This is a genomic window from Ornithinibacillus halotolerans, assembly GCF_014637405.1.
GTDB lineage: Bacteria > Bacillota > Bacilli > Bacillales > Amphibacillaceae > Ornithinibacillus > Ornithinibacillus halotolerans.
Genome location: NZ_BMEY01000021.1, coordinates 1 through 25,981 on the forward strand (window position 1 = coordinate 1; position 25,981 = coordinate 25,981).

The 25,981-nt window shown below is 34.4% G+C and carries 23 protein-coding genes and 2 rRNA genes; 11 read left to right on the forward strand and 14 right to left on the reverse strand.

From position 1 onward, the window contains the following. Positions 1–87 (forward strand): 23S ribosomal RNA (locus IEV35_RS16365); the annotation flags it as partial. Positions 88–195: 108 nt separating this feature from the next. Then, a 5S ribosomal RNA gene (gene rrf / locus IEV35_RS16370) occupies positions 196–311 on the forward strand. A 147-nt stretch (positions 312–458) separates the two neighbouring features. On the opposite strand, the gene IEV35_RS16375 is transcribed toward rrf, so the two are convergent. From IEV35_RS16375 to IEV35_RS16385, 3 genes are all read right to left on the reverse strand, one after another. Then, on the reverse strand, positions 459–983 hold the full coding sequence (locus IEV35_RS16375) for a hypothetical protein (protein ID WP_188385745.1): 525 nt from the start codon (positions 981–983) through the stop codon (positions 459–461). Positions 984–1,117: 134 nt separating this feature from the next. Beyond that, positions 1,118–2,689, reverse strand: a complete 1,572-nt coding sequence (gene floT / locus IEV35_RS16380; protein ID WP_188385746.1) for a flotillin lipid rafts scaffold protein FloT — start codon at positions 2,687–2,689, stop codon at positions 1,118–1,120. Positions 2,690–2,736: 47 nt separating this feature from the next. Then, positions 2,737–3,279, reverse strand: coding sequence for an NfeD family membrane protein (locus tag IEV35_RS16385; RefSeq protein WP_188385747.1), 543 nt, complete (start codon positions 3,277–3,279; stop codon positions 2,737–2,739). 207 nt (positions 3,280–3,486) lie between these two features. Here IEV35_RS16385 and IEV35_RS16390 point away from each other — a divergent pair, with 207 nt between their 5' ends. Further along, a complete protein-coding gene (locus IEV35_RS16390; RefSeq protein ID WP_188385748.1) occupies positions 3,487–3,708 on the forward strand; it encodes a hypothetical protein in 222 nt (73 codons plus the stop codon). A 43-nt stretch (positions 3,709–3,751) separates the two neighbouring features. On the opposite strand, the gene qoxD is transcribed toward IEV35_RS16390, so the two are convergent. The 8 genes from qoxD to IEV35_RS16430 form a co-directional block, all read right to left on the reverse strand. Continuing rightward, positions 3,752–4,036, reverse strand: coding sequence for a cytochrome aa3 quinol oxidase subunit IV (gene qoxD / locus IEV35_RS16395; RefSeq protein ID WP_188385749.1), 285 nt, complete (start codon positions 4,034–4,036; stop codon positions 3,752–3,754). 2 nt (positions 4,037–4,038) lie between these two features. Continuing rightward, a complete protein-coding gene (locus IEV35_RS16400; protein ID WP_188385750.1) occupies positions 4,039–4,635 on the reverse strand; it encodes a cytochrome (ubi)quinol oxidase subunit III in 597 nt (198 codons plus the stop codon). Further along, positions 4,635–6,581: a cytochrome aa3 quinol oxidase subunit I gene (gene qoxB / locus IEV35_RS16405; protein ID WP_188385751.1), complete on the reverse strand. Its 1,947-nt coding sequence runs from the start codon at positions 6,579–6,581 to the stop codon at positions 4,635–4,637. The genes IEV35_RS16400 and qoxB overlap by 1 nt, the downstream gene beginning before the upstream one ends. Positions 6,582–6,619: 38 nt before the next feature. Beyond that, on the reverse strand, positions 6,620–7,522 hold the full coding sequence (gene qoxA / locus IEV35_RS16410; RefSeq protein ID WP_188385752.1) for a cytochrome aa3 quinol oxidase subunit II: 903 nt from the start codon (positions 7,520–7,522) through the stop codon (positions 6,620–6,622). Positions 7,523–7,909: 387 nt separating this feature from the next. Beyond that, positions 7,910–8,029, reverse strand: coding sequence for a YjcZ family sporulation protein (locus IEV35_RS16415; RefSeq protein WP_188385753.1), 120 nt, complete (start codon positions 8,027–8,029; stop codon positions 7,910–7,912). A 151-nt stretch (positions 8,030–8,180) separates the two neighbouring features. Continuing rightward, entirely contained in the window at positions 8,181–8,963 is a 783-nt protein-coding gene (locus tag IEV35_RS16420; protein WP_188385754.1) for a DUF2268 domain-containing putative Zn-dependent protease, read from the reverse strand. A 66-nt stretch (positions 8,964–9,029) separates the two neighbouring features. After that, on the reverse strand, positions 9,030–9,485 hold the full coding sequence (locus tag IEV35_RS16425) for an Hsp20/alpha crystallin family protein (protein ID WP_188385755.1): 456 nt from the start codon (positions 9,483–9,485) through the stop codon (positions 9,030–9,032). A 92-nt stretch (positions 9,486–9,577) separates the two neighbouring features. Beyond that, a complete protein-coding gene (locus IEV35_RS16430) occupies positions 9,578–10,366 on the reverse strand; it encodes an alpha/beta fold hydrolase (protein WP_229740782.1) in 789 nt (262 codons plus the stop codon). Positions 10,367–10,612: 246 nt separating this feature from the next. Between IEV35_RS16430 and IEV35_RS16435 the strand changes: the two genes are divergently transcribed. Next, positions 10,613–11,815, forward strand: coding sequence for a S8 family peptidase (locus IEV35_RS16435; protein ID WP_188385757.1), 1,203 nt, complete (start codon positions 10,613–10,615; stop codon positions 11,813–11,815). A 135-nt stretch (positions 11,816–11,950) separates the two neighbouring features. Beyond that, the gene (gene coaW / locus IEV35_RS16440; RefSeq protein ID WP_188385758.1) at positions 11,951–12,754 is read left to right on the forward strand and encodes a type II pantothenate kinase; all 804 of its coding nucleotides are present in this window, start codon (positions 11,951–11,953) and stop codon (positions 12,752–12,754) included. A gap of 33 nt (positions 12,755–12,787) precedes the next feature. On the opposite strand, the gene IEV35_RS16445 is transcribed toward coaW, so the two are convergent. Next, positions 12,788–14,038 (reverse strand): DNA polymerase IV, encoded by a 1,251-nt coding sequence (locus IEV35_RS16445; RefSeq protein WP_188385759.1) that lies wholly within the window; start codon positions 14,036–14,038, stop codon positions 12,788–12,790. A gap of 301 nt (positions 14,039–14,339) precedes the next feature. Here IEV35_RS16445 and IEV35_RS16450 point away from each other — a divergent pair, with 301 nt between their 5' ends. The 3 genes from IEV35_RS16450 (at position 14,340) to IEV35_RS16460 (ending at position 20,000) form a co-directional block, all read left to right on the forward strand. Further along, positions 14,340–16,064: a methyl-accepting chemotaxis protein gene (locus tag IEV35_RS16450; protein WP_188385760.1), complete on the forward strand. Its 1,725-nt coding sequence runs from the start codon at positions 14,340–14,342 to the stop codon at positions 16,062–16,064. A gap of 225 nt (positions 16,065–16,289) precedes the next feature. After that, the gene (gene dacB / locus IEV35_RS16455; protein ID WP_188385761.1) at positions 16,290–17,687 is read left to right on the forward strand and encodes a D-alanyl-D-alanine carboxypeptidase/D-alanyl-D-alanine endopeptidase; all 1,398 of its coding nucleotides are present in this window, start codon (positions 16,290–16,292) and stop codon (positions 17,685–17,687) included. A gap of 138 nt (positions 17,688–17,825) precedes the next feature. Then, a complete protein-coding gene (locus tag IEV35_RS16460) occupies positions 17,826–20,000 on the forward strand; it encodes a type IA DNA topoisomerase (RefSeq protein ID WP_188385762.1) in 2,175 nt (724 codons plus the stop codon). Here the strand turns inward: IEV35_RS16460 and uraA are convergent. Beyond that, positions 19,995–21,293: a uracil permease gene (gene uraA, locus IEV35_RS16465; protein WP_188385763.1), complete on the reverse strand. Its 1,299-nt coding sequence runs from the start codon at positions 21,291–21,293 to the stop codon at positions 19,995–19,997. The genes IEV35_RS16460 and uraA overlap by 6 nt on opposite strands. A 300-nt stretch (positions 21,294–21,593) precedes the next feature. Here uraA and IEV35_RS16470 point away from each other — a divergent pair, with 300 nt between their 5' ends. Continuing rightward, the gene (locus IEV35_RS16470) at positions 21,594–22,862 is read left to right on the forward strand and encodes a SpoIID/LytB domain-containing protein (protein ID WP_188385764.1); all 1,269 of its coding nucleotides are present in this window, start codon (positions 21,594–21,596) and stop codon (positions 22,860–22,862) included. Positions 22,863–23,063: 201 nt separating this feature from the next. Here IEV35_RS16470 and IEV35_RS16475 read toward each other — a convergent pair whose 3' ends face one another. Beyond that, a complete protein-coding gene (locus tag IEV35_RS16475) occupies positions 23,064–23,507 on the reverse strand; it encodes a DUF2663 family protein (protein ID WP_188385765.1) in 444 nt (147 codons plus the stop codon). A 170-nt stretch (positions 23,508–23,677) separates the two neighbouring features. Between IEV35_RS16475 and IEV35_RS16480 the strand changes: the two genes are divergently transcribed. Both IEV35_RS16480 and IEV35_RS16485 read left to right on the forward strand, forming a co-directional pair. Then, positions 23,678–24,889, forward strand: a complete 1,212-nt coding sequence (locus IEV35_RS16480) for an NAD(P)/FAD-dependent oxidoreductase (protein WP_188385766.1) — start codon at positions 23,678–23,680, stop codon at positions 24,887–24,889. A 215-nt stretch (positions 24,890–25,104) separates the two neighbouring features. Further along, a complete protein-coding gene (locus tag IEV35_RS16485; RefSeq protein WP_188385767.1) occupies positions 25,105–25,974 on the forward strand; it encodes a VanW family protein in 870 nt (289 codons plus the stop codon). Positions 25,975–25,981: the final 7 nt, after the last annotated feature.

Sequence of the window (25,981 nt, forward strand, 5' to 3'; positions counted from 1 at the left end):
TTAGAGACTATGAGGTTGATAGGTCCGAGGTGGAAGCGTGGTGACACGTGGAGCTGACGGATACTAATAGATCGAGGACTTAACTAACTTATTTGATTGTCGTTTGTTTACTCTTATTTAGTTTTCAGGGTATAATATTCTTGAGTTTTTATAAACGAATGAATATAATATATCTTGTGATTAATTTATATTATGTCTGGTGATGAAGGCGAGAAGGTCACACCTGTTTCCATACCGAACACAGAAGTTAAGCTTCTCAGCGCCGATGGTAGTTAGGGCATTGCCCTTGTGAGAGTAGGACGTTGCCAGGCAAAACAAAAAAAGCCAAGAGACGATTAAATCGTTTCTTGGCTTTTTTTGTCGATAACAGATGGAATAAGCAAAACCTTGATATCTTATTGATTAGATAAAGGATATAAAGTGATGATTAACTTTATGATATGGCCAGATTTATAATTTTAATTTTTAGGAAGATAATCTTCAAAAGAGGGATCATAGATAAATAGAAGGGGAGATAGCAAAGAAGAAAGGGCACATAAATCAAAACCAAGGGCAGAAAGCAAAGAAGAACGGGCACATAGTTCAAAACCAAGGGGAGATAGCACAGAAGAACGGGCACATAATCCAAAACCAAGGGGAGATAGCACAGAAGAACCGGCACATAGTTCAAAACCAAGGGTAGAAAGCACAGAAAAAAGGGCACATAGCTCAAAACCAAGGGTAGAAAGCACAGAAAAAAGGGCACATAGTTCAAAACCAAGGGTAGAAAGCACAGAAAAAAGGGCACATAGCTCAAAACCAAGGGTAGAAAGCACAGAAAAAAGGGCACATAGTTCAAAACCAAGGGCAGAAAGCAAAGAAGAACGGGCACATAGTTCAAAACCAAGGGGAGATAGCACAGAAGAACGGGCACATAATCCAAAACCAAGGGTAGAAAGCAAAGAAGAACGGGCACATAATCCAAAACCAAGGGTAGAAAGCAAAGAAGATCGGACACATAATCCAAATCTAAAGGTACAAAAACTAAAGCAAAAGCATAAACTCAAATAATAATTCTAACAAACAAGATAAGAAAAGAAGCAAGTTGAAATTCAACTTGCTTCCTAACTATAAATAATTATTTAGATACTTTTTCTTCAGTTTTCTCAGATACTTCTTCAGAACCTTTCAGTTCAAAAGATAAGCCATCTCGATCAGAACTTGTTAATTTATTTGTACCAACTAATCCTTCAAGTAATTCTTTTACGTCAATACCAGAAGATGCTTTTAGTGTTTCTTGTAAAGATGCCATTAAATCTGTGGCATAGCCAGTTACCTTATTGGCACCGCCACCATCCTTGCCATTACCTCCAGTATCAACTACAGTAATCTTATCAATATTACTTAATGGACTAGCGACTTCTCGAGCGTATTCAGGAATCATGCGAATAACCATATCAAGGATCGCTGCTTGACCGTATTGTTCAAATGCTTCAGCAATCTTACGTTTTGCCTCGGCCTCAGCAAGACCTTTAAGACGAATAATTTCTGCTTCTGATTCCCCTTGTGCTCGTTCTGCTTCTGCCTTAGCAAGACCATCAACTCTGATTTTTTCGGCTTGTGCCTTGGCTTCCGATTCAATACGGTACTGATTAGCATCAGCAGCTGCAATTTGTTTTGCTTTTTCTGCTATAGCTGCTTGCTCGACAGCATAACGGTCAGCATCAGCTTTCTTCTTAACTTCCGAGTCGTATTGCTTTTCACGACGCAAGATTTCTTTTTCTTCTAGTTCAATTTGCTTTTGACGTTCAATAATCTTAATTTGCATTTCTTGTTCTGTAACTTCCTGTTGTGCTCGGGCTGTCTCAAGGTCATATGCTTGGTCTGCACGAGCTTTTGCGATATCTTGTTCACGGCGATACTCTGCTGTCTTTAGTTGATTTTCCTTTTCTGCTTCAGCAATTTCGGTTGCACGCTCAAGCTCTGCTTTCTTTGCTTCTTTGGCAGCCTCTGCTTGCTTAATGCGTGTTTCTTTATCTGCTTCTGCAGTTGCAATATCAGCATCACGCTTAACTTGAGCAATACGTGGTTTACCTAATGAATCAAGATAACCATTCTTATCTCGAACATCTTTAATAGTAAATGATACAATGTTTAGCCCCATTTTAGCTAAGTCTTGGGAAGCAACTCGTTGTACTTCTTGGGAGAACTTGTCGCGGTTCTTGTATATCTCTTCAACAGTCATGGAACCAAGAATAGAACGTAAATGTCCTTCAAGAACTTCTTTCGCTTCATTTTCTCGATCAGCTTTAGACTTTCCTAAAAATTGTTCAGCAGCAGTTGCAATTTCATTAACTGTACCACCAATTTTAATAATTGCGGTTCCATCAGCCATAACAGGTACACCTTGTTCTGTATAAACCTCTGGAGTTGTTACATCAAGTTTACTAGATAGTAAGCTTAATGGCTCAGCTTGTTGGAATACAGGCAGTATAAATGTACCCCCACCACGAATAATTTTAATTTTATTTCCTGATTCATCCGTATGTACGGTTTTTCCATTACCTAAATAGCTACCTGTAACAATTAGTGCTTCATCAGGTCCTGCTGTACGATACTTTTTAACAAATACTGCAATTAGTGTAATAACGAGAAATACGGCAACAGCTATAAGTATCGTAAATCCACCAAATAATCCACCAAAATCCATTTAATTTCCCCCTTAAATAATTTAATTAATACCTTATTGTTACATTACTAAGAATATGACATCTCGGAATCTAAATCATATGGGATGACATACATTACACCGTCAATAATTTCTAAGACTAATACTTCTGTTCCTTCAGAGATGGATACGTTCTCATAACTTTTTGCAGGTCTTGAAATCATTCCGCTTTTCCCGTCAATAACAATCTCACCGAATCCATCTTTAGGGATAGAAATAATTATCTTTCCAACTCTTCCCTTTAGAGATTCTTCGGTAAAGGCTAATGACTCCTCTGCTGAAGATAATGGAATTAATATAAAGAAATTTAATAAAACATCCATTACTAGGGCAAATCCAATTGAAATTAGAAGAATGAATAGACTAGAAAGTGGAGTTACCAATTCTAATACGTAGCCAGATGATGATAAGAATACAATAAAAGCTAATATTAGTGTTGGATTTAGAAATGGAACACCCTCACCAACTGCATCTAATACATCTCCGAAAAATAGGTAAAGCACGATAAGACATCCAGAGATTATAAGTGTTGTTAAATAAATTGTCTGAATATCAATCCCAAAAATTGTCATAAGCATCATCCTATCTAAAGACTTAATAATTCCGATTACCTATTCTACGTATCTATTGTATCGTAGGTTTCACAAAATACAAACATTTTCTGAAAAACTTAAATTAAAATACTATTTATAAAGTTAAAGAAATATGATTAGTAATGCGGAAAGTTTGACAAATTTGTGAACGAATAGAATAATATAAATAACAAAGGAGGGGATATTATGCCTTATTCTGTAAAGTTGATCAGGGCAGTGAGTATTCTTTGCAGTATGTTAATCTTAATTGGGACAATATTCTTTTTATACGGGTATTTTAGTATGGAATATAGTGTAATCACAGGGATTGGCATTGGTGTAATCATTGGGGGAGTATTCATTTTTATTATGGGGATATTCTTAGTTGCAACGGAAGAGATAGTTGATAAAAATAGACGAATTGATTGAGAAAAAAAAGACGAAGCTGGATTAATCAGCTTCGTCTTTTATATTACATATAACCCCAAATTAACGTTAGCAACGTACCAAAGACAGTTACTAATGCGATGGCTATAGCATAATAGACATTAGTATAAATTGCATTTTTATCGTTTGATTCACCAGCATGCATAAAAAAGACAAGTTGTAGTGCTGCTTGAATAAAAGCTGTTACTAAAAGAATCGTCATTCCTAATTGAAACGACATATCAAGAAAGTATACTGCTAATGCAACCGCAGTAAGAACTAGTGAAAATACAAATCCCATTACTTGTTTTATTGGAAATAATTCTTTCATCATTACATCAGTCCTTTCAAGTAGATGAAGCTAAAGATAAAGATCCAAACAACATCTAGAAAGTGCCAGTAAAGAGAAAAGATAAAGGATTTATTAGTTGTTTCTGGTGTAAATCCACGCTTCTTAATTTGAAGGAAGATAAATGCTCCCCAGAATAAACCAAATGTAACGTGGGCACCATGGGTTCCAAGTGTAGTTAATAAAATTGCTGTAAATGCACTTGTTTGTAAGGTTGCTCCAACATGATAGTAATGAGTAAATTCATATATTTCTATACCTAAAAAGGCAAGACCTAATACTAATGTGATTGCAAGGAAAGTAAGGGTAGCATTCTTACGGTTGATTCGCATTGCATGAACTGCTAACCCAATGGTGAAACTACTAGTTAAGAGAATAATAGTTTCCCAAATTACCGGTGCTATTTCAAATATCTCAGCTCCGGTGGGACCATTTCCAACACCATTTTCCAGAGTGAAATAGGAAGCAAATAATGTTCCGAAAAGCATGATTTCTGCACCTAAGAATATCCAAAAACCTAGGATATTCATTTGATTTTGTTGTGTGCTATATTCAAGAGGTCCAGTTTTATCTAGTTTCATTACTTAGCACCTCCATATTTTTTCTCAGTTTCTTCTATTTCCTTTAAGGATATATAACGACCATGGTCATTTTCGAATGTTCGATATGCCATACAAGCGAAAATACCTAGTGCTGCAATAATTACACCAATCCATATGCTAAAGACAAAGCTGAAGCCAAATACAAAGAAGAATCCGGCCATAATGACTGGAACACCACTATTATTAGGCATATGAATCTTACTACGTTTTTCTTTAAATAATTGATGATTATTTTTCTTAGAATCCCAGAATGCTTGTGATGAATTTACTTCTGGTGTTACAGCAAAGTTGTATTCTGGAACAGGATTATGAGTAGCCCACTCTAATGAACGAGCATCCCATGGATCTTGACCTACATTTCTAGGAGCATAACGGAAACTATAATATACGTTATACACAATTAGAATAAAGGCTATTGCCATTAATGCTGCACCGATAAATGAAACCATATTTAATGGACCGAATCCAGTTTCTGCAGAGTACGTAAACATACGACGTGCTTGCCCATCTAGTCCAGTAATATACATTGGGAAGAATGCTAAACAGAATCCAATGGATAAGAACCAGAATCCCCATTTACCGATACGTTCATTAAGCATAAAGCCAAACATTTTCGGCCACCAGTATGTCAATCCTGCAAGCATAGCAAATACGACACCAGGGATAATTACATTATGGAAATGTGCCACAAGGAACATTGTATTGTGATACTGATAGTCTGCACTTGCGATAGCAAGCATTACCCCAGTTACCCCACCTATAGTAAATAACGGAATAAATCCGATTGAATAAAGCATTGGTACGGTAAATCGAATTTTTCCTTTCCACATCGTGAGTAACCAGTTGAATATTTTTATCCCAGTTGGTACAGCTATTGCCATTGTAGTAACAGAGAAAATTCCATTTACTAGTGGGCCGTGTCCCATTGTAAAGAAGTGGTGTACCCATACTAAGAATGACATAAATGAAATTAGAACCATAGAACCGACCATTGATTTATAACCATATAGATTACGGCTGGAGAAAGTAGCAATTACTTCACTATAAACACCGAATGCAGGGAGAATTAATATATATACTTCTGGATGTCCCCAAACCCAGAATAGGTTTGCCCAAAGCATATCCATTCCACCGTTTGTCGAAGCGAAGAAATGTGTTCCGAATTGGCGGTCAAATGTCCCCATTAATAGTGCGATAGTTAAGACAGGAAAAGCAAATACAATAATTACGTTTGTAATTAGTGCAGACCAAGTAAACATTGGCATTTTCATTAAGGTCATACCTGGTGCACGCATTTTTAAAATCGTTACAATAAAGTTAATTCCAGTCATTAATGTTCCAAGACCAGATATTTGGAGTGCCCACATATAATAGTTCACACCAACCGATTGACTAAAATCTGTTCCTGCAAGAGGGAAGTAGTTGGTCCAACCTGCATCAGGAGATCCACCGATTACAAATGAAATATTAAATAACATTGCACCTGCAAAATAAAGCCAGAAGCTTATAGCATTAAGTCGTGGAAATGCAACATCGCGTGCTCCGATTTGTAATGGAACGACAAAGTTCATCATCCCGATAATAAAAGCCATCGCCATGAAGATAATCATGACTATTCCGTGAGTTGTAAATACCTCATTATAATGCTGTGCATCTAAAAATGTATTGTCGGGTACTGCTGTTTGTAATCGCATCATAATGCCATCAACGCCACCGCGGAAAAGCATTAAGATTGCGGAAATTATATACATTAAGCCGATTCTTTTATGATCGACAGTAGTTAACCATTCACGCCATAAGTAACCCCATTTTTTAAAATAGGTTAACCCAATAACGATTGCAATTACAGTAAGTCCTATTCCAACCATTGATGCATAAATCAATGGGCTTGGATGGGGGATAGCAAATCGTTCAAAAAACTCCATATATATGACTCCTTTCAAGGATAAATAGTTAATTTGTTTTACTTAATTATTAATGAATTAGAATGATTTTCATTATCATTATCATCTTCAGACGTTCCATGATGATGTCCAGCATGTTCACCTTCTGGAGCTGGTGCAAATTCTAAGTGTGTTCCAGTAAATGTCAATTGACCAAGATGTCCTGGTTCAAGTAATTGATCAAATTCCTCTTCTGTTAATGGTTCGGCAGTAGAATGAATTTCATCAATCCACTTATCAAATTCCTCTGGAGTTAAAGCTGTTGCAACAAATGAGTTCTTTGCAAAACCTTCACCACTAAAGTTTGCGTTTCTACCTGGATAATCACCAGGAGTTTCAGCAACCAAGTTAATTTTTGTTACCATATCTGCCATCGCATATTTTTGACCAGCAAGTTGTGGTATCCAAAAGCTTGTAATAGGTCCGTAAGAATATAAGCGAAATTCTATTGGACGATTTGTTGGCATAATTACATAGTTTACAGTTTCGATATCTTGTTCAGGATAACTGAAGTGCCATTTCCAGTTAGAGGAGGAAGCATAAATAACTAGTGGATCCTCGTTTTCATAACCTTCAGGAACGCTTTCTACTTCATAGGTAGATTTTACAGAAACAATAGAAAGAAAGATTACAATTATCACTGGGATAGCAACGATAATTGTTTCAACTAGTGGATTCCCTTCAATATGAGGAGGCTCATAATCCTCAGACTGTTTTGAAGCACGATATTTATAAACCATAATGATTAGTAGTGTGATGACAACAATAACAATTACAGCCATCGTAAAAATGGAAATCCATATTACATTTGCAGTTGTTTCTGCTTGTGGACCTTTTGGATTTAAAACTAGCAATGGCTCACAGCCAGCTAATATGGACGAAATAAACATCATTATTAGAATTAAACCTAACTTAACTTTCATGTTTGAACTCCTTTCTTATCTCTATTTATATTTGGACAAACATGTGTTTTTGTTCACAAAGTGCCGCTATCATATCTTATTACGCTGTGAAATTTATTACAATCATTTGCGAGACTCTTCACAAAATGTTCAAGAAGATTTGTCGATTTCATGGATATCTATGTAAGTTGAAAAAATATTACTGGTATTACTACCATTTAGTGGTTGTTTTTACAATTTACACAAAAAAGAAAAGAGGCTAAAAATTATTAGCCTCTTTCTTTATTATAATTAGACCCACCTCATGGCCATCAAACTAGAAGAAATATAGTTGTTTTTAAACAAGTAAACTACCTAGGACGGGGAAATTGCCCCGTCTTATTCGTAGTTTTGTTTGTAAATTCCTAATTATAGCCAAGCAGCACCTACGATGATTAGAAGGATAAATAACACAACAATTAAAGCAAAGCTATTGCTATATCCTCCTCCGCCGTAGCCATAACCACCACAGCCGTATCCGAATGACATTCTACATCCCTCCTAACGCACATTGTCAAGATTACCAAGGAGAGAACTCCTTGCCAAAAACACTTTGTATTAGTGTTTGTTAATACTATATGAAGATAGGGATAGATTGACTGGGATAGATACCTAGATTTATTGAAAACTGTGTGTTCGCCTATAAATTAATATCTGTGAAATTCTCAGTTGGGAGTGTTAGTAATTCATGACTTTTTAGTCTAGTTTGAATAATAAATTGTCGAACTATATAATAACCTGTTGAATAACCTGCCATATTTGGAATAAAGCTATTTCCATACAGTAACTTTGAAGTCTTTTGATCAAACTTAGATAAATCCTTATTTGGATATATGAATTTATTCCAAATGTTTTTAAGTTCTTTTTCTGAATAATATTTAGTCCATGGTGCAAGCTGCTCTTTACCAAATCTCTCTTGGACTGCATTCTCTGCTAGACCTTCTAAAACAACAAGATCCAATAATGTGTACTCATCTTCTTTTTTACCATGATGTTTGAGTCGACACGCATGGTTATATTCATGGGTAAAGAGGGCTTTCAGCTCTTCTTCTGTTGTTGTTTCAGAAACAAATAAAAAAATCTTGTCATAAAATGCAAGCCCATTCCTACCGTTGTACTGTTCCGTGATTTTTCTATTATAAGGATTGGAAGGAAATATAAAAATTGGGATATTTATTCCATTCCATTTTTGTTTTAAATAATTCTCTTCTTGTTTTATAATTCCCCACACATTTTTCTCGAGAAGAAGTTTTACAAGTTTATCTCCATTTTTTTCTGATTTTTGATACATTCCATTACTTATTAATATGTCTGCAATTTTTCTTGTGCTTTGATTGTGGAAATATTTGGCTAATTTATTGTATATCTTCTCTGGTGAATCATATGCGACTTCAAGCCATTTGTTTGTTGGTAGTACTGCCAATTTCATCAGCTCCTTCCAATAAGATAAAATTGGATTCGACTAAACAGCACGCCGAATCCAATTAATCTAGGAATTTTCAATTTCAATATAATGGTAGTCTACCTTAGGTTTAGGTACTGTTATTGAAAGTAGCCCATCTTTGAAGGAGGCTTTTATTTTTCTCTTAGGAATTTCAAAAGGTAACGTGACAATTCTCTCTTTCTTAGTCAAGCTTTGTTTGTTTTGTTTATAACCTTTTTCTAAATCTTCCTGATTAATAATACGGTGATCTTCAATACTTATTCGAATTCTGTTACCAACCACTTCAATAAAGATTTGTTCTTTATTATAATCTGGTAGCTCTGCCCTAATTAGAAATTGAGTTTCATCTTCTGTAACATCAATCCAGAACGGTTTAAGATGAAAATGTTCGTTCATTTGTTTAAAGGATTGATTGAAAAAGGAGTCCATATTTTTCATAAAATCATGTAGTGGGCTCATATCAATATCGAAGCGGCTAGGTATTTTTTTTCTAAAAGACATGTTAGCTCACTCCATATCACTAAATTCTTATTATTAGAATATGATTCACTTAGTTATATGTCGTGGGCTCTTATGGATACAAATAACAAAACTCAACTATTTATAAAGTCTTTCATATACGAAAACAATTCTTTTGGTTTCTCTTCCGTTATTAAATGTCCAGCCTTTTCAAAACTAATGAGCTTGGCATTTGGAAGATCGTTAGCTAATCTTTTCCCAATTATTAATGGGACTACTTTGTCTTCTTCACCCCAGAGTATTAATGTGGGAGTTAGAATTTCCTTTAATTGTTCGCTCCGCAAATCACCTTCCCGATGGCGAAGTAATCTCACTAATGATTTAGCAAAGTTTTTATCTTCAAGTGGCTTTCCATATTCCTCTATCTGATCACTTGTAATTAATGAATGGTCGTAGAAAACATTTCTTAAGTTCCTTACAACACTTTGTGAATTTATTTTTCTTCTTGCTATTAAGTGGAAGAACGGAATATAAGAAGAATATATTAGATAATTCTTCGCTCGAGGCAAGTAACCTGAGCTACAGAATAACACTAATTTATTTATTCTATCTGGTGCATTTTTTGCAGTATACAATGCAATTTGTCCACCCATTGAATGACCTGCAATTGATGCTTTGTCAATTTTAAAATAATCCAAGCATTCAATAACAAGATTTGCGTAGTTCTCAAATGAATAGGTAAAAGATATGGACTTTTCACTTTTCCCAAATCCAGGTAAATCAATGGCTATTACTGAATAATCTTTGGCAAGTAAAGGTTTTAAACGATTAAATGTATACATAGAAGCAACGAAACCGTGAATAAGAAAGATAGTTGGTTTATCTTCATGTAGAACATATTCACAATAAACATTTGTATTCATAAGCTGTAGATGTTTTTGATTGTATTCCATCGGTAAAATTGTTCACCACCATAAATTTATAGTTAAAGTATAGACAAATCTTTACATAAAGTTAAATTAAACCCCTGTTTTTATTTTAAGATGAAAGTCGCACTACTTTATTTATAGACTCAGTTTACTTTCCCAACTTTTTTGGGATAAAGAGCTTAGGCTGAAACTTCTTTTCTCGCAATATAATTGATTGTATATTCGAGAGGAGGAGTTTGAATGAAGAAGAAAACATGGGTAATTACTTTTCTTAGTGCAGCATTTGTTTTACTTTTTCCAATGCTTGGGATTGCTGCGGAGAAAGGGGATCTAGAGGAGGTTTCCAGTAGTTCTGTATCTGCATCACAAGCAAACTATGTTAAAGGGGAAGTTATTGTTAAATTTAAGGATAAAGTTTCTCTTAACCAACAAAATAATCTTTTAGCGAATCTGAATGCAAAAATAAAAGCTGATGTGGATGCAGTAAAGTCTCCTTTTTTAGTACTAGAAGTTGGAAATGTGGATGCGGTTGTGAAAGCATTAGAGAATAATCCTAATGTTGAATATGCTGAACCAAATTACATTTTAAATGCTACTTGGACTCCAAATGATACGTATTTTAGCCCTAGCTACCAATATGGACTTTTTAATACAGATGCTGATTTAGCATGGAATATTGCAAGAGGAAGTTCGAGTCAAGAGATTGCGGTTCTTGATACTGGAGTAGATTATAATCATCCAGACTTAGATGGAAAAGTGATTCGTGGATATGATTTTGTACAAAATGATTGGTATCCTAGTGATGCGAATGGTCACGGTACACACGTAGCAGGTATTGCTGCGGCTGAAACTAATAATGGAGTAGGTATTGCAGGTATGGCTCCAAACACTAAAATTTTAGCAGTTCGTGTACTTGATGCAAATGGAAGTGGCTCTTTAGCAAATATTGCTGATGGCATTATTTATGCTACAGATGCTGGTGCAGAAGTGATTAATCTTTCATTAGGTTGTGATTGTGCAACACAAACATTAGAAAATGCTGTTAATTACGCCTGGAACCGTGGTGTTGTTGTCATTGCTGCTGCCGGGAATGATGGTGTAAGTACAACATTTGAACCTGCTTCTTATCCGAATGTTATTGCAGTGGGTGCTGTGGATTCAAATAATCGTAAGGCGAACTTTTCAAACTGGGGTACATGGGTAGATGTAATGGCTCCAGGGGTTGATATTGCCTCTACGTACCCTGGAAATCGTTATGTTTACATGTCAGGTACATCAATGGCTGCTCCTTATGTCGCTGGTCAGGCCGCATTACTTACTGGTCAAGGTAGAAGCAATTCACAAGTTCGTTCAGCAATAGAAAATACAGCCGTCTATATGAATGGTGTAGGTTACTTAGTGGAGCATGGATTAATCAATGTGAATGCTTCTGTACAGTATTAATTGTTGTTAATAATAATTGAGGTTGGGGTATGTTTTTATCCCAACCTTTTATTATGGATGAGAAGTATACATGCTTTTCATTTTAGTCCTATTCATGTAAATTGTAGATATGTTTAATGAATAGGGGGGAGTACGTTGGTTAACAAAATTGGTATTGATGCAGGGGGATCATTAGTGAAACTTGCATATTTTGAACAAGGAAGATTACATACAAAAACTTTTTCTAATCAACATTTGGCTGAGATTGGAAATTGGTTGTCCGTTTTGTCAATGGATACGGAATTATTTGTTACTGGTGGTAAAGCAAGTATGTTAGAAAATGTGACTAATCAGAAGGTTCATTATATCGATGAGTTTCAAGCAGTTACTACTGGTACAAAATATTTATTAAAAGATAACAAACTAAACAATGATGAATTTATTTTAGTTAATATTGGGACAGGTACTTCTATTTTTCATGTGACTGAAAATGCTTATGAACGGGTATTAGGTAGTGGAATTGGTGGAGGAACTTTAATGGGATTAGGTTACCTTATATCAAAAACACATGATTTTCAAAACTTAACTTCTATGGCTGCTCGTGGTGATGCACGTAATAGTGATTTATTAGTACGTGACATTTATTATCCGAAAGAGCCACCGATTTATGGCGATTTGACTGCTGCAAATCTCGGAAAAGCACATTTGAATAAAGAAGCTTCAAGTGATGACCACCTTGCTAGTGTTATGCAATTAATAGGTGAAACTATTTTATTATTAGCAAACCAAGTTGCTACAAGTAAGCAAGTGCCAACAATCGTTTTTGTTGGAGGTACAGTAACAAATAATCCCACTTTGAAGAATGTTTTCGAACGATTTCAGAACATTATGACATATACCCCGATTTTTCTTGAAAAAGGTAGTCATGCTGGGGCAATTGGAGCATTATTAGAAAAATAATTAGCGAAGCAGGTTGGTTCTGCTTCGCCTAATTTAAGCATAATGTCCGCCAATTTTTTTACTTCTATCTAATGTGATACCAGCATTTGTAAAGCTACTTGCACGGAGGATAGCAGTGGTGCCATATTTGTCGCGAATAGCATCCATTACATAGCCGATATCTGTTTTCTTTGCTTGGTTCTCAAATAAATTTAATTGCGTTTCAGCTTTATCATATAAGTTACCGAGTGTTACATAAACATGTCGGACATTACTGTGTCCATCATAAAATTCATAGAAAAGTTGCATACAAATATGGTACATATCCATTGTAACGTTTGTGGGAATTGTGATGGATCTTGAGCGGGAAAATCCACCACCAGTTTCTTTGGAATAAGCAATTCCAAGGTGAATTGTTTTTCCGGTTTTTCCAGCTGTACGTGCTCTTCGACAAACCTCTTCACAAAGGTCTAAAATACAAACAGCCACTTCATCTTTTGTATAGTCTCGAAGTAGGGCAATACCATGTCCAAAACCTTTTTGTTCATGTTTAACGAAGTTACCAATTACAGGACTCAAATCAACTCCCCAAGCATGCCAATAGAGTTGTTCTCCCATAACTCCAAATCTTTTTTTCAAATGATTTAAGTCAAATCTTGCTAGTTGACCTAAAGTCACAATACCCATTCGATTTAAATTTTTCTTCATCCTACTTCCAATACCCCAAATTTTTTCAACGGGAAAAGGCCAAAGCTTTTCTTTTACATCTTCATAGCGACATTCAGCAATACCAACCTTCTTAGCGTGCAAGTCCATAACAACTTTTGCTAAAAACTTGTTATCTCCAAGCCCAATTGAGCAAGTAATCCCAAAATTATCCATAATATCTTGTTTGATTTGTCTAGCAATTTCTAGAGGCTTTCCAAATAATTTTTCTAGTCCATCCAATGTAACCCATACTTCATCAACCGAGTATTGATGAATAGCTTCTTTAGGTGCGTATTGATTAATTAAGCGGGTAATTTCAACGGAAACTTGAAGATAGTCAGCCATATGTGCTGGTACGATATGAATGGAAGGGTCATTTGGCAATTCAAAGAATCGACTAACATTACTAATTCCGTATTTTTCTTTTAGTGCTGGTGAAGCGGCTAAAACAATACTGCCAGAACGATTTGGATCCCCAACAACTGCAAGCATTGTTTCCATTGGATCAAGCCCTAATTTAACCGCTTCTACACTAGCATAAAAAGAACGCATATCAATACAAAGCACATCATGACGTGGAAATTGTGAATAATCCATTTACATTCACCACCGATAGAACGTTTGTTCTTATTATATGACGTTTAATCATGTTTAGCAATGGAATATTATTCAAATTACATAAACCGTAGCATTAAGATGGAAATAAATATAAGCGAAACTGCCAGTCGTAATAAGCTGACTGGCAGTTTGCTTATGTGTGTATAAACTGCGAGATTTGTTGTATTTTGGTGGTTCATAGATTATTATATTTAATAGACAAAACAAATGTGAGAGTATAGATAATTAAACTTTTTTAAATATAATATTCTCTTTTTTGATACAAAGATGGAGGATAAGCATGAAAATACTATCTCGGGGGAAAAAATTTACATTTCGAAACATTAGAATCGGTTGGAAATATGGGTTAACTTTAGCAGTTGTTATAATCATTTTTATTATTTCTTCTACACTTGTATCTACTTCAATTCTAGGTATTGGAAAAGATATTGATGAATTGGATGCAAAAGGTGATATTGCAATGAATATATCAGAAATGGGTTCATTAACTCGTAATATGAGTATTTTCATGGTCTCCTTTTACCAAAAACAAGATGATAGATTTATAGAATCTTTTAGAGAAAATCAAAGAGAATACAACACGTTAGCAAGTACAGTACAAATAAACTTAAATTCAGACGAGCAGAAAGAAATTTTTGATAAAGTAGTCAAAAATAATCAGGAGCTATATCGTATTTTTATGAATTACATTGTTTCTGCAATGAATAATGGGAATATAGAGGTTGCAGAGACCTTTTTGGAACAAGCAAGTTCACTGAGAGACGAGACAATTGATCTATTAGATGATTTAGTAGTAACTGTAGATATGGAACGAAAGAAAGCAATTGATAGAGCAAGTGAAAGTCAAAAACAAACATTAATTACACAAATTGTTTTCTTGTTGATTTCTATTGTTGCTGGTATTACATTAGTAACAATTATTAGTAGAATTATTTCTTCAAACTTAAGGAAAGTAGTCCGAGTAAGTAATGAAATTGCAGATGGAAACTTGTCTATATCTGAAATTCAATATAGAGGTAATGATGAAATTGGACAACTTGCACATTCAATAAGCAAGATGAATAACTATTTAAAAGACATTATTAGACAAGTATCTAATGTATCAACTACAGTCACCTATCAAAGTGAAGAATTATTACAATCTGCAAATGAAGTTCGAGCAGGTGCAGAACAAGTAGCATTAACAATGCAAGAATTGTCAACAGGGTCAGAAAAGCAAGCAGATAGTGCGAGTGAATTAACCAGAAAAATGCATAGCTTCTTCAATAAAGTTCAAGAAGCAAATAAAAATGGCGAACATATTAAAGAGACTTCGGATTCCATATTAGAATTAGCTAGTCGAGGAAATCAAGCAATGCATGTATCAGGCAAGCAAATGGAAGAAATTAATAGTATTGTAAAGGAATCAGTTAACAAAGTTCGTACATTAAATGATAATTCAAAAGAGATAGGAAAGCTTGTATCAGTTATTCGTGAAATTGCTGATCAAACTAATTTACTTTCATTAAATGCTGCAATCGAAGCGGCACGTGCTGGAGAGCATGGAAAAGGTTTTGCGGTTGTTGCCGCGGAAGTTAGGAGGCTCTCTGAGCAAGTAGCGGCATCAGTAATAGATATATCTGATATTGTGAAGCAGATTCAAACGGAAACAAATTCTGTAACAGAATCATTAGAAACTGGGTACCAAGAAGTACGAAAGGGAACAGAACAAATTACCTACACAAGAGAAAGATTTTCTGATATTAATCAAACAATTAAGGAAATGGCTAATGCTATTCAAGTTGTCAAACAGAATCTAAAGGAAATAGCAGTAACAACACAAGAAATGGATATATCAATAGAAGAGATTGCTGCTATATCTGAAGAATCTGCTGCAGGTATTGAAGAAACATCAGCCTCCACACAGCAAACAAGTAGTTCAATGGAAGAAATGGCAAAACGTTCGAACGATCTAGCAAAAGTAGCTGTTGACTTAAATAAACTCGTCAATAAATTTAAACTATAAAGAATTCAGGATAAACCGGTTAATGGTTTATCCTTTTTTAATTTAAAAATTCGATGTCGCTTTCCTTATAAATAAAAACAAGTTAGAATACTACATAAAGTATAAATATTCAATGAAGTAATTTATTTAAAAATGAGAAACTAACTATATATTAAGTTATATTTCTTAATTATTATCAACATTAGTGAATAGATTTAATTAATATTAAGTAAAGGAGTTTGTTATATGGCAGGAAGATGGGAGAGCTTGGAGAAATTATTAAACGAGGAAAAAGAGTTAAAGGGGGCTTTAGCAGGTATCAGTATACGCTCGAGAGATTCTGGAAAATTATTATTTCATAATTTAGGAGACACTAGACTACACCCCGCATCAAACATGAAAATTTTTACTAGTAGTGTAGGACTTGCTGTGTTAGGAGAGGAATATCGGTTTTCAACAGAATTGTGGATTGACGGTATTATCGAGGAAAATATATTACATGGAAATTTATATTTAAAAGGGAAAGGAGATCCGACACTATTACAATCGGATATAGATAGATTAGCTAAAGTAATCAAGAATGAAGGAATAAATATAATTAATGGTAATGTTGTTGGCGATGATACGTGGTATGATAATGTCCGGCTCTCCCAAGATTTAAATTGGAATGATGAACATTATTATTACGGGTCACAAGTATCTGCATTAACTGTTTCACCAAATGAAGATTACGATTCAGGAACTATTATGTTAACCATTACTCCTGGAAAGAAATTAGGTGAGAAGGCAACAATTGCTTTAACACCAACTACAAATTATATAAACATAACGAATAAAATTAGAACCGTTGAATCAAATAGCATAGAAGATGATACTAATATTGTCGTGATTAGAGAGCATGGAAATAATAATGTAATTGTCGAAGGTACTATCCCATTGTCCTCTCCTGTAGTACATGAATGGGTTGCTGTATGGGAACCGACCGAATTTGTGTTGGAACTATTTGGTCGTTCATTAAAACAGTACGATGTACAGTATAAAGGAAGGATTCTAACTGGTAAAACACCTGAAAATGCAAAGCAATTATTTATTAGAGACTCCATTCCCCTTAAAGATTTATGCATCCCGTTTATGAAGTTAAGTAATAATGGACATGGTGAAATTATAGTTAAAGAGTTAGGAAGAGTAGTTAATGGAGAAGGGAGTTGGGAAGAAGGGCTCTTAGTCTTAGAGGAAACTCTCCAAAAATTAGGTGTAGATATATCTAAAACTGTCATTAGAGATGGGTCTGGAATCTCCCACGTTACACTAATACCTCCTAATGAAATTACAAAATTCTTATTTCGAATACAAAAGGAAAAATGGTTTGATAGCTTTTATCGTTCACTTCCAGTTGGTGGTGAACTAGATAGGATGATTGGAGGTACATTAAATGATCGCCTTGATGGCTTAGAGGTGTATGCCAAAACAGGTACAATTAAAGGAGTAAGTACGTTGTCAGGGTATTTCAAAACAGAAGAAGGAGAAGATTTGATTTTCTCTATTATGTTAAATAATTTGTTAGATGAAGAAGATGGTGCTAAAATAATTGATAAAATAGTACGATTTATATGTAGTGCTAAAAACAAAACAATCGTTTCTTGATTGTTTTGTTTTTTTATCAGTTAACTCTCTTATAAAAAAGTATATTTCATTGTATAATAGATTCACCCACATTTTCTCCTCTACTAATTACCGTATTTTTCTTTCCTAATTTTTCAATTATGAAAGCAGGTGTGAGACTTGAAATTAATTATTGCCGAAAAACCATCAGTGGCTAAGAATATTGCTGATGCATTAGGTATTAAGAATAAAAAAGATGGATATTTTGAAGGGAATCAATATATTGTTACATGGGCTTTCGGGCACTTATTACAATTATTTGATGCAAAAGATTATGATTCTAAAATGACGAGATGGAAAATGGAGAACTTTCCGTTCATCCCCGAAAAGTTTGAATATAAAGTGAAAAGTAATCCTAAAAATAGACAATGGGCTGACCAAGGTGCAAAAAAGCAACTAATGGTGATACATACGTTGATGAAAAGAACGGATGTCAAAAGTATTATCTCTGCTTGTGATTATGATCGGGAAGGGCAGTTAATAGGTGATAGTATCATCTATAGAGCGAAGCCCAATAAACCAGTTTATCGACTATTATTAAATGAATGGACGAAAGACGAGGTATTAAGAGGATTAGATTCATTAAAGCCAAATGAGCAACTACGACCACTGCAAGATGCAGGTGTTAGCAGACAGTGGGCAGATTGGGTAATAGGTATAAATTTAACATCAGTTGCTACTTTAAAATATCAAAAAGGGAAGGGGAAGGCATTAAACATTGGTCGAGTATTACTACCGACATTAAAGATTATTTATGATCGAGATAAAGAAATAGAAGAATTTGTACCAGAAGATTATTTTAAACTAACGGCAAGTTTTAATACTACTAATAATGAAACATATGAAGGTATCTATGTAGAAAATAAGGAAGATAAGTTTAAAGAAAGAAATCAATTGGACAAGATACAAGAGATTATTCTTCAAAAAGAAGCAGTAATAATTGATAAAAAAGTAGAAAAGAAAAAAGAATTCCCACCTTTTCTATTTAATCTATCAAACTTGCAGGGGTACATTACAAGTAAATTCAGAGGGTGGACTTCAGACAAAGTTCTAAAGGTTGCTCAATCTTTATATGAAAAGAAATTTATTACGTATCCAAGAACATCAAGCACAGCACTCGAAGAGAGTTTAGTAGGAAAAACTGCTAAAGTATTAAAAACTCTTTCTGAAGATCATCCATATAATAATGAAATCAAATTTACTAAAACGAAACGACTATTTAATAATGCAAAAGTGGAAAGTCATAGTGCAATTATTCCAACTTACATGAAACCGAAGCGTCTTTCAGCAGATGAACAAATTGTATATGAAACAGTGAAAAATCGTTTCATAGCACAATTTATGCCTATTGCCGAATATGAAGAAACAAAAATTAAGACAAAAGTTCTCGATGTTGATTTAAAAGGAATATTTGAATCTAAAGGAAGGGTACAATTAGTGGAAGGTTGGAAAAAGGTTGAAAAGATTACCTCAAAGGACAAGTTCCTTCCCATTGTACAAGAAAAAGATGTCGTTACTGTAGAAAAGACCGAAGTATCAAGTCATAAAACCCAACCGCCTAAACCTCATACAGAGAAGACGTTGCTAAGGGTAATGGAGACTTGTGGTAAAAGTATGAAAGAAGAAGATAATGAAGAAATAATTGGAAGTATATTAACAGGATTTAGTATTGGTACTCCAGCAACTCGTGCAGAAACAATTAAGAAACTTAAGGACATTGGTTATATCACGTCATCTGGAAAAAATCTTACGAGTACGGAACTAGGTCGAAGGTTAGTAGAGACTTTTCCAGTCAAGCCATTATTTGATTTAGAGTTTACTGGTCGTTTAGAAAAGACACTTTCCGATATCCAAAAAGGGTTAGAGAGAAAAAGTTCGTTTCTGAATACAATCTTTAATTTTACTAGCGACGCTGTCGAAACGATTAAAGCAGACAAAGATATAATCATCCATGAGGTTTCAAGTACTTCTTCTAAGTCCTCCAATGAAGTGTTGGGAGCATGCCCTAATTGTGGTGGAAAAATTATAGAAGGACGGAAAGGATTCGGCTGTAGTAATTGGAAAAAAGGCTGTAAATTTGTTATTTGGAAAAATGATAAGTATTTAGCAGCCTTAAAGAAAAAGCCAACAAAAACGATGGTAAAGGCTATCCTTAAAAATCAGAAAGCATTTGTCAAAGGATTAACAAGTAAACAAGGTAAAAAGTTTAATGCATACCTTAGCTATGAAAAAAATCCAAATAATGATTATTATTCTTGGTCAATGGAATTTGAAAAAAGAAAAGCTAGCTCATGAGGCTAGCTTTTCTTTTTTATCATCTTTCTCATTGGATAATTTTAGAATGTCGAACAGTTTAAACAATATACTAAGTAGGATTCCGACAACAGTTGCTAGCCCCATTCCTGAAAGGCCAACTCCACTATTCCCAAGTTCAATGGATGCGCCACTGATCCCAATTACTAAGATGACACACGTTAGGATCAGATTTTGAGATTTATTATAATCAACATTAGCTTCCACTAACATACGAATACCACTTGCTGCGATGATCCCAAATAATAGTAATGAAATTCCTCCAAGAACTGCAGGAGGTACAGAGTTAATCAGCGCGGATAACTTACCGATAAAGGAAAGCAATATGGAGATGATTGCTGCTCCACCAATGATCCATGTAGAATAAACTCGTGTAATCGCGAGTACACCAATGTTTTCTCCGTACGTTGTATTTGGTGTAGAACCTACGAAACTGGAAAGAATAGTTGAAATACCATTCCCCATTAGAGAACGATCAAGACCTGGATCTTTTGCTAAATCTTTTTTTACAATATTAGAAGTTACGAATAAATGTCCAATATGTTCTGGTATAAGTACCAATGCCGCAGGAATAATGATTAGAATTGCTGTCCAATCAAATTGCATCGTATAGAATGTTGGTACTTGAAACCACGGTGCTTCTTTGACTGGTTCAAAATCAACTAGTCCGTAGAAAGCGGCAATAATATAGCCAGCAACAAACCCAATCAATATAGGAATAATTTTAAAGAAACCACGGAACGTTACCCATCCGATAACCGTTATACCTAGTGTTAGTAAAGCTACTGTTACAGTTGTTGAGTCCATTGACCAATCGGCATCTGTTCCAATTAACCCAGCATTACCGGCAGCAACTGGTACTAACTCTAGACCGATAACTGCTACAATTGCTCCCATTGCTGCAGGTGGGAATAATACATCAATCCAGCCTGTACCAGCTACTCTTACAATTAAACCTACTAGCGTAAGGATAATACCTACTGCAAGAAATCCCCCTAATGCATATCCGTATCCGAATTGATCAATGACAATTCCGACTGGTGCAAGAAATGCAAAACTAGAGCCTAAATAAGCTGGAATTTTTCCTTTTGTAATAAAGATGTATAATAAAGTTCCGATACCATTCATTAAAAGAATTGTAGCTGGGTTTACCCCAAAAATTATTGGTACTAAAACGGTAGAACCAAACATTGCGAATAAGTGCTGGAAGCTTAATGGTAAACTTTGTAAAAATGGTAATCGTTGGTCGACTTGTATCTCGTCATACTTTGCCATAATGAATCTCTCCCTTTTGTAAATTGTTCAACAGTTACCGAGAGATTAATAGAAAAAGCACCTTGCCTAATAAGGCAAGGTGCTTAACGCATAGAAATATAGAAATGGACACACCATTTCCACATTAATAGACAAACATTCTGTCTAATAACACCTTGCCAGTCTCACGGGACTGAATTAAAGGTAACCGTATGAACTTATTATGATAGTACACAAAATACATAAATTAGTCAATCTATTTTTATGTAAAGGAAGAAATATATTATGTATATTCCGTGTAGACAATGAAAAAATATACCCATGAGATATATAACTTTTCTACTACCACTACTCGTTATATTACTAGTACCTACAAGTATTTATGCAGAAAACATGGTAACGGTTAAACTGAAAAATTATGTCGGACATTCGGATAATATTACTATCCAGATAAAAGGAGACTTTCTAAGTTTTGATCCTACGCTGGAGCTACAAGAAGGGGTGAAATACGAATTAATATTAGAAAAAGGTATATTACATATACAGAAAGGAGAAGAAAAACAAGAACTACAAGGTGGATTAGTTTTAGTTCCAAAACAGTATGATTACAACCATACTATTTATATTAATGAGCGCCCATATTTAGGTGCAATGGAGTTTGTTATTGAAGATGGTCGAGTAATTCGTCCAATTAATCAATTACCATTAGAAGACTATTTAAAAGGAGTTGTCCCATTTGAGGTATTTTCTTCTTGGGGACCGGAAACATTAAAAGCTCAAACATTAGCTGCAAGAACTTATGCAGTTTCTAAAATAGATCAAGTGATAGATGATACGGTTAGTTACCAAGTCTATGGAGGTTATGAGTGGGATGTAAATACGACGAAAGCAGTGGAAGAAACAAAGGGAGAGGTAATTACATTTAATAATCGCCTTGTTGAAACATTTTATTCTGCTAGTAATGGTGGAAAAACCGAAAACAATGCCAATGTTTGGGGAGGGCAACCGCTACAATATTTTCCAATAAAAAATGACCCATTTGATCCAACCCATCCATGGGAATATAAGTTGAATCGAACCCAAATTGATTACGATTCCATTAATTTTAATAATCCAAATTGGTGGGAAGATACAGTTGAAAAGGATACAGAAATTATACAAACGATTAAAAGCTGGCTTAATCGAAATGGTTATCCTGGAGATATAAAAATATTATCAATTCCTGTTTTCGAGTTAAAAGGGGATAAGCTTGCTTCAGAGAGAAGTGTTCAAGGATCTATTACCGTCACTTTCATGAGGCGATTAATTGAAGGATTGGTCCTTTTTGAACAAGTAGAATTAATAGACGTAAATCTGAATCGAATTCGCCCGATGATTGGTGGCACGATATTTAAGAGTTACTTAATTGATTCTTTAAAGTTAGAAAACGAAGTATATACAATGAAGGGACGAGGTTTTGGCCACGGAGTAGGGATGAGCCAGTGGGGTGCACACTTCATGGGCGAACAAGGAAAAACATATCGAGAGATAATTGAGTTCTACTATCCAGGTACTAAAATAATGGATGTATCTCATGAAACGTTAAAATAAAAAGTTAGTAAACTACAATTAAGAACAACCACCAATGTAGCCCTGGAATAAAGTGAGAACGAAAACCACTTTATATTTGTATGCAATACTACGAATCGCTCCTGAATCCATAGTAAAGCGTTTAAAGTTCCAGGGCTTATCATATCTGTGGTTTTTGTAATTGGTTTACCTCTTTATAAGAGGTGATTAATTACTAGCCTCTTATTTATTTTTAATATATAGATTTATATCATACTTTTCCTTCATTTCTTCTTTAATAATGGGGGCTTTATCTTGTAAATTGATATTTGTTGTATCATTCAAATGGTCAATTATTTCTTTACGTAGATTATTTAACTTATCTTTTTCCTTTTTAAATTTCTTCTGAAAATAAAAAAAGTATCCAAACAAAACTGCAGCCACCAAGATTAATGTTAAATGAAACTTATTAGACAACATTTTTGATAATGCTAAAAATGGATCTGGTGTGGAAACAATTCCTTCTATGTAGATAGAAATCACTAAAATACTTAACACAATGAATCCCGTAATAACAGATTTATTACGCATCCCTTCATAATAATCTTTTTTTCCTTTTTTCTTTATTCCTTCTTTTAAAAGGTTGGTAGTATCTGCTGACAGATTGTTAATAGTTTCAAAAGGCATAAATATTCCCCCCTAAACCAATATATGCAAGTCCAATTAGTATTATTTCACTAAAAAATTTTTGATGTTACAAAATATATTACATATTTCGGTATATAGGATATAAAAACCTAATTAGGCATATTACTAAAAAGAATGAGAATGAATCTTAGTGAAAAGGGTGAACTAGCTTGAGTACGAAACCTAGAATTGTAGTATTAGGCGCAGGATACGCTGGTATGATGACGACGAAAAAGTTAATGAAAAAATTGTCACCAGAGGAAGCAGAAATTATTCTAGTTAATAAACATAACTATCATTATCAAACAACATGGTTACACGAAGTAGCAGCTGGAACAATTAATCAAAACCAAGTAAGGATTATGATTAAAGATATTATAAATCCCAATCGAGTTCGTTTAATATACGATACTGTAGTGAATATTGATAAAGAAAATAAAACAGTTATTTTAGAGAATAGCGAATTAACGTATGATTATTTAGTTATAGCATTAGGGTATGAGACGAACACATTTGGTATTAAAGGGATGGAGAAACATGCCTTCTTTATTGAGGATTTTGAGTCCTGTCAACTAATTCGTGAACATATTGAATATCAATTTGCGAAGTTTAAAAATGACCCTGAAGCGGACGAATCCAGTCTGACCATTCTTGTAGGTGGTGGAGGTTTTACAGGAATCGAGTTTGTTGGTGAACTAGTAGAAAAAGTACCTAAACTATGTAAAAAATATGATATAGACAGAGGAAAAGCGAAGATAATTAATGTTGAAGCAGCTCCATCAATATTGCCAACCTTTGATAAAGATTTAGTGGATTATGGTAGAAAGTCATTACAGGAACGTGGTGCAGAAATACTTGAAGGAACAAGAATTAATGAGTGTACAGAAGAAGGATTTCTAGTTGGGGATAATAATGAACTAATTAAGGCTGGTACTATCGTTTGGACAGGTGGAGTAAAAGGAAGTTCCATATTAGGAAAAGCAGGTTTTGAAATTACTAAAGGAAGAGTTACGGTAAATAATGATTTGCGTGTAGCTGGTCATGACAATATATTTATCTTAGGTGATTGTGCTTGGGTGATGAATAAGGAAGATAATCGTCCATATCCTCCAACCGCACAAGCTGCTATGCAGCATGCATCTACATGTGCGAATAACATACGAGCAATTCTTCATAATGAACCTTTAGAAGAATTTGTATTTAGTGACAAAGGTACTGTGGCAAGTTTAGGAGTCACAGATGGGATGGGCAAAGTTATTAAAGATACAAAATTATTCGGGAAACCAGCAGCTGCTATGAAAAAGGTTGTCGATGATCGTTACTTATTTCTACTTGGTGGATTGAAGTTATTATTAAAGAAAGGGAAAGTACGTCCTTTTTAAATTGTTGAAGAGAGGGGTATTTTGTGAGAAGTTTACTTAAATGGTTCATTATTATTTTTTCCGCCATGGTTGGTTATATGCTTGCTAGTCGTGCAATGGAAGATAAAAGAGATTTTCGGTAATAGTTGCCACCTTGCTAAATAAAGTAAGGTGGCTTTTTCTACTTTACATGAAAAGTAGTTATTCTTCCAATACTAATGGAAAGAGGTGTTATGATGAAGAAATTTGTGCTATTTATATTATTTTTATTAATTCCTTTAATCACTGTAAACGCTAATCAACTAATCATATCTCATAACAATGTAAATGAAACGATTATACGAGAAGATTTTGCACTACATACAAGCACCCCGTTGTTTATTAATGAAGATAAATTAGATTTATTAATGAAGAGAATAGAGGAACAGGTATATGAGCCTCCAATAAATGCAAAGCTAGATGAATCGTGGTCTATTATTCCAGGGAAAAATGGACAAGCTTTGGATAAGAAGAGATTTAAGCAATTCTTTTATAATTATTTTTATAGTGATGTATCATTCCAGATAAAGTTGCCAATGAAAGAGGAATACCCAAAGGTGGATAGTGAATTATTAGCAGATATTCGAATGAATGAAATTGGTAATTATGTTACCTATTATCGACAAGCTAATAAGGAGCGATCACATAATATTAAATTGGCAGCAGATGCTATTGATAATCATGTAGTTTTTCCAGGAGAAACATTTTCATTTAATCATGTTGTAGGAAAACGTACAATTGAAAAAGGATATAAACGTGCACCAGTAATTGTAAAAGGAGAACTATCTGAAGATATTGGTGGAGGAATATGTCAAGTATCCTCAACGTTATTTAATGCCCTATTATTCAATGGTATCAAAATTGTCGAAAGATATTCCCATAGCCGTGATGTTCCTTATGTACCACCTGGGAAAGATGCGACGGTGAGTTGGTGGGGGCCAGATTTTGTTTTTAGAAACGAGTTAAGTCATCCGATATTAATTCGTGCGCAAGCAATGGAAGGTAAAATGATTATTAGAATTTTTACATCAGATTCTGTTCAAAAAAAAGAGGAGCTCAAATCGTAGAGCTCCT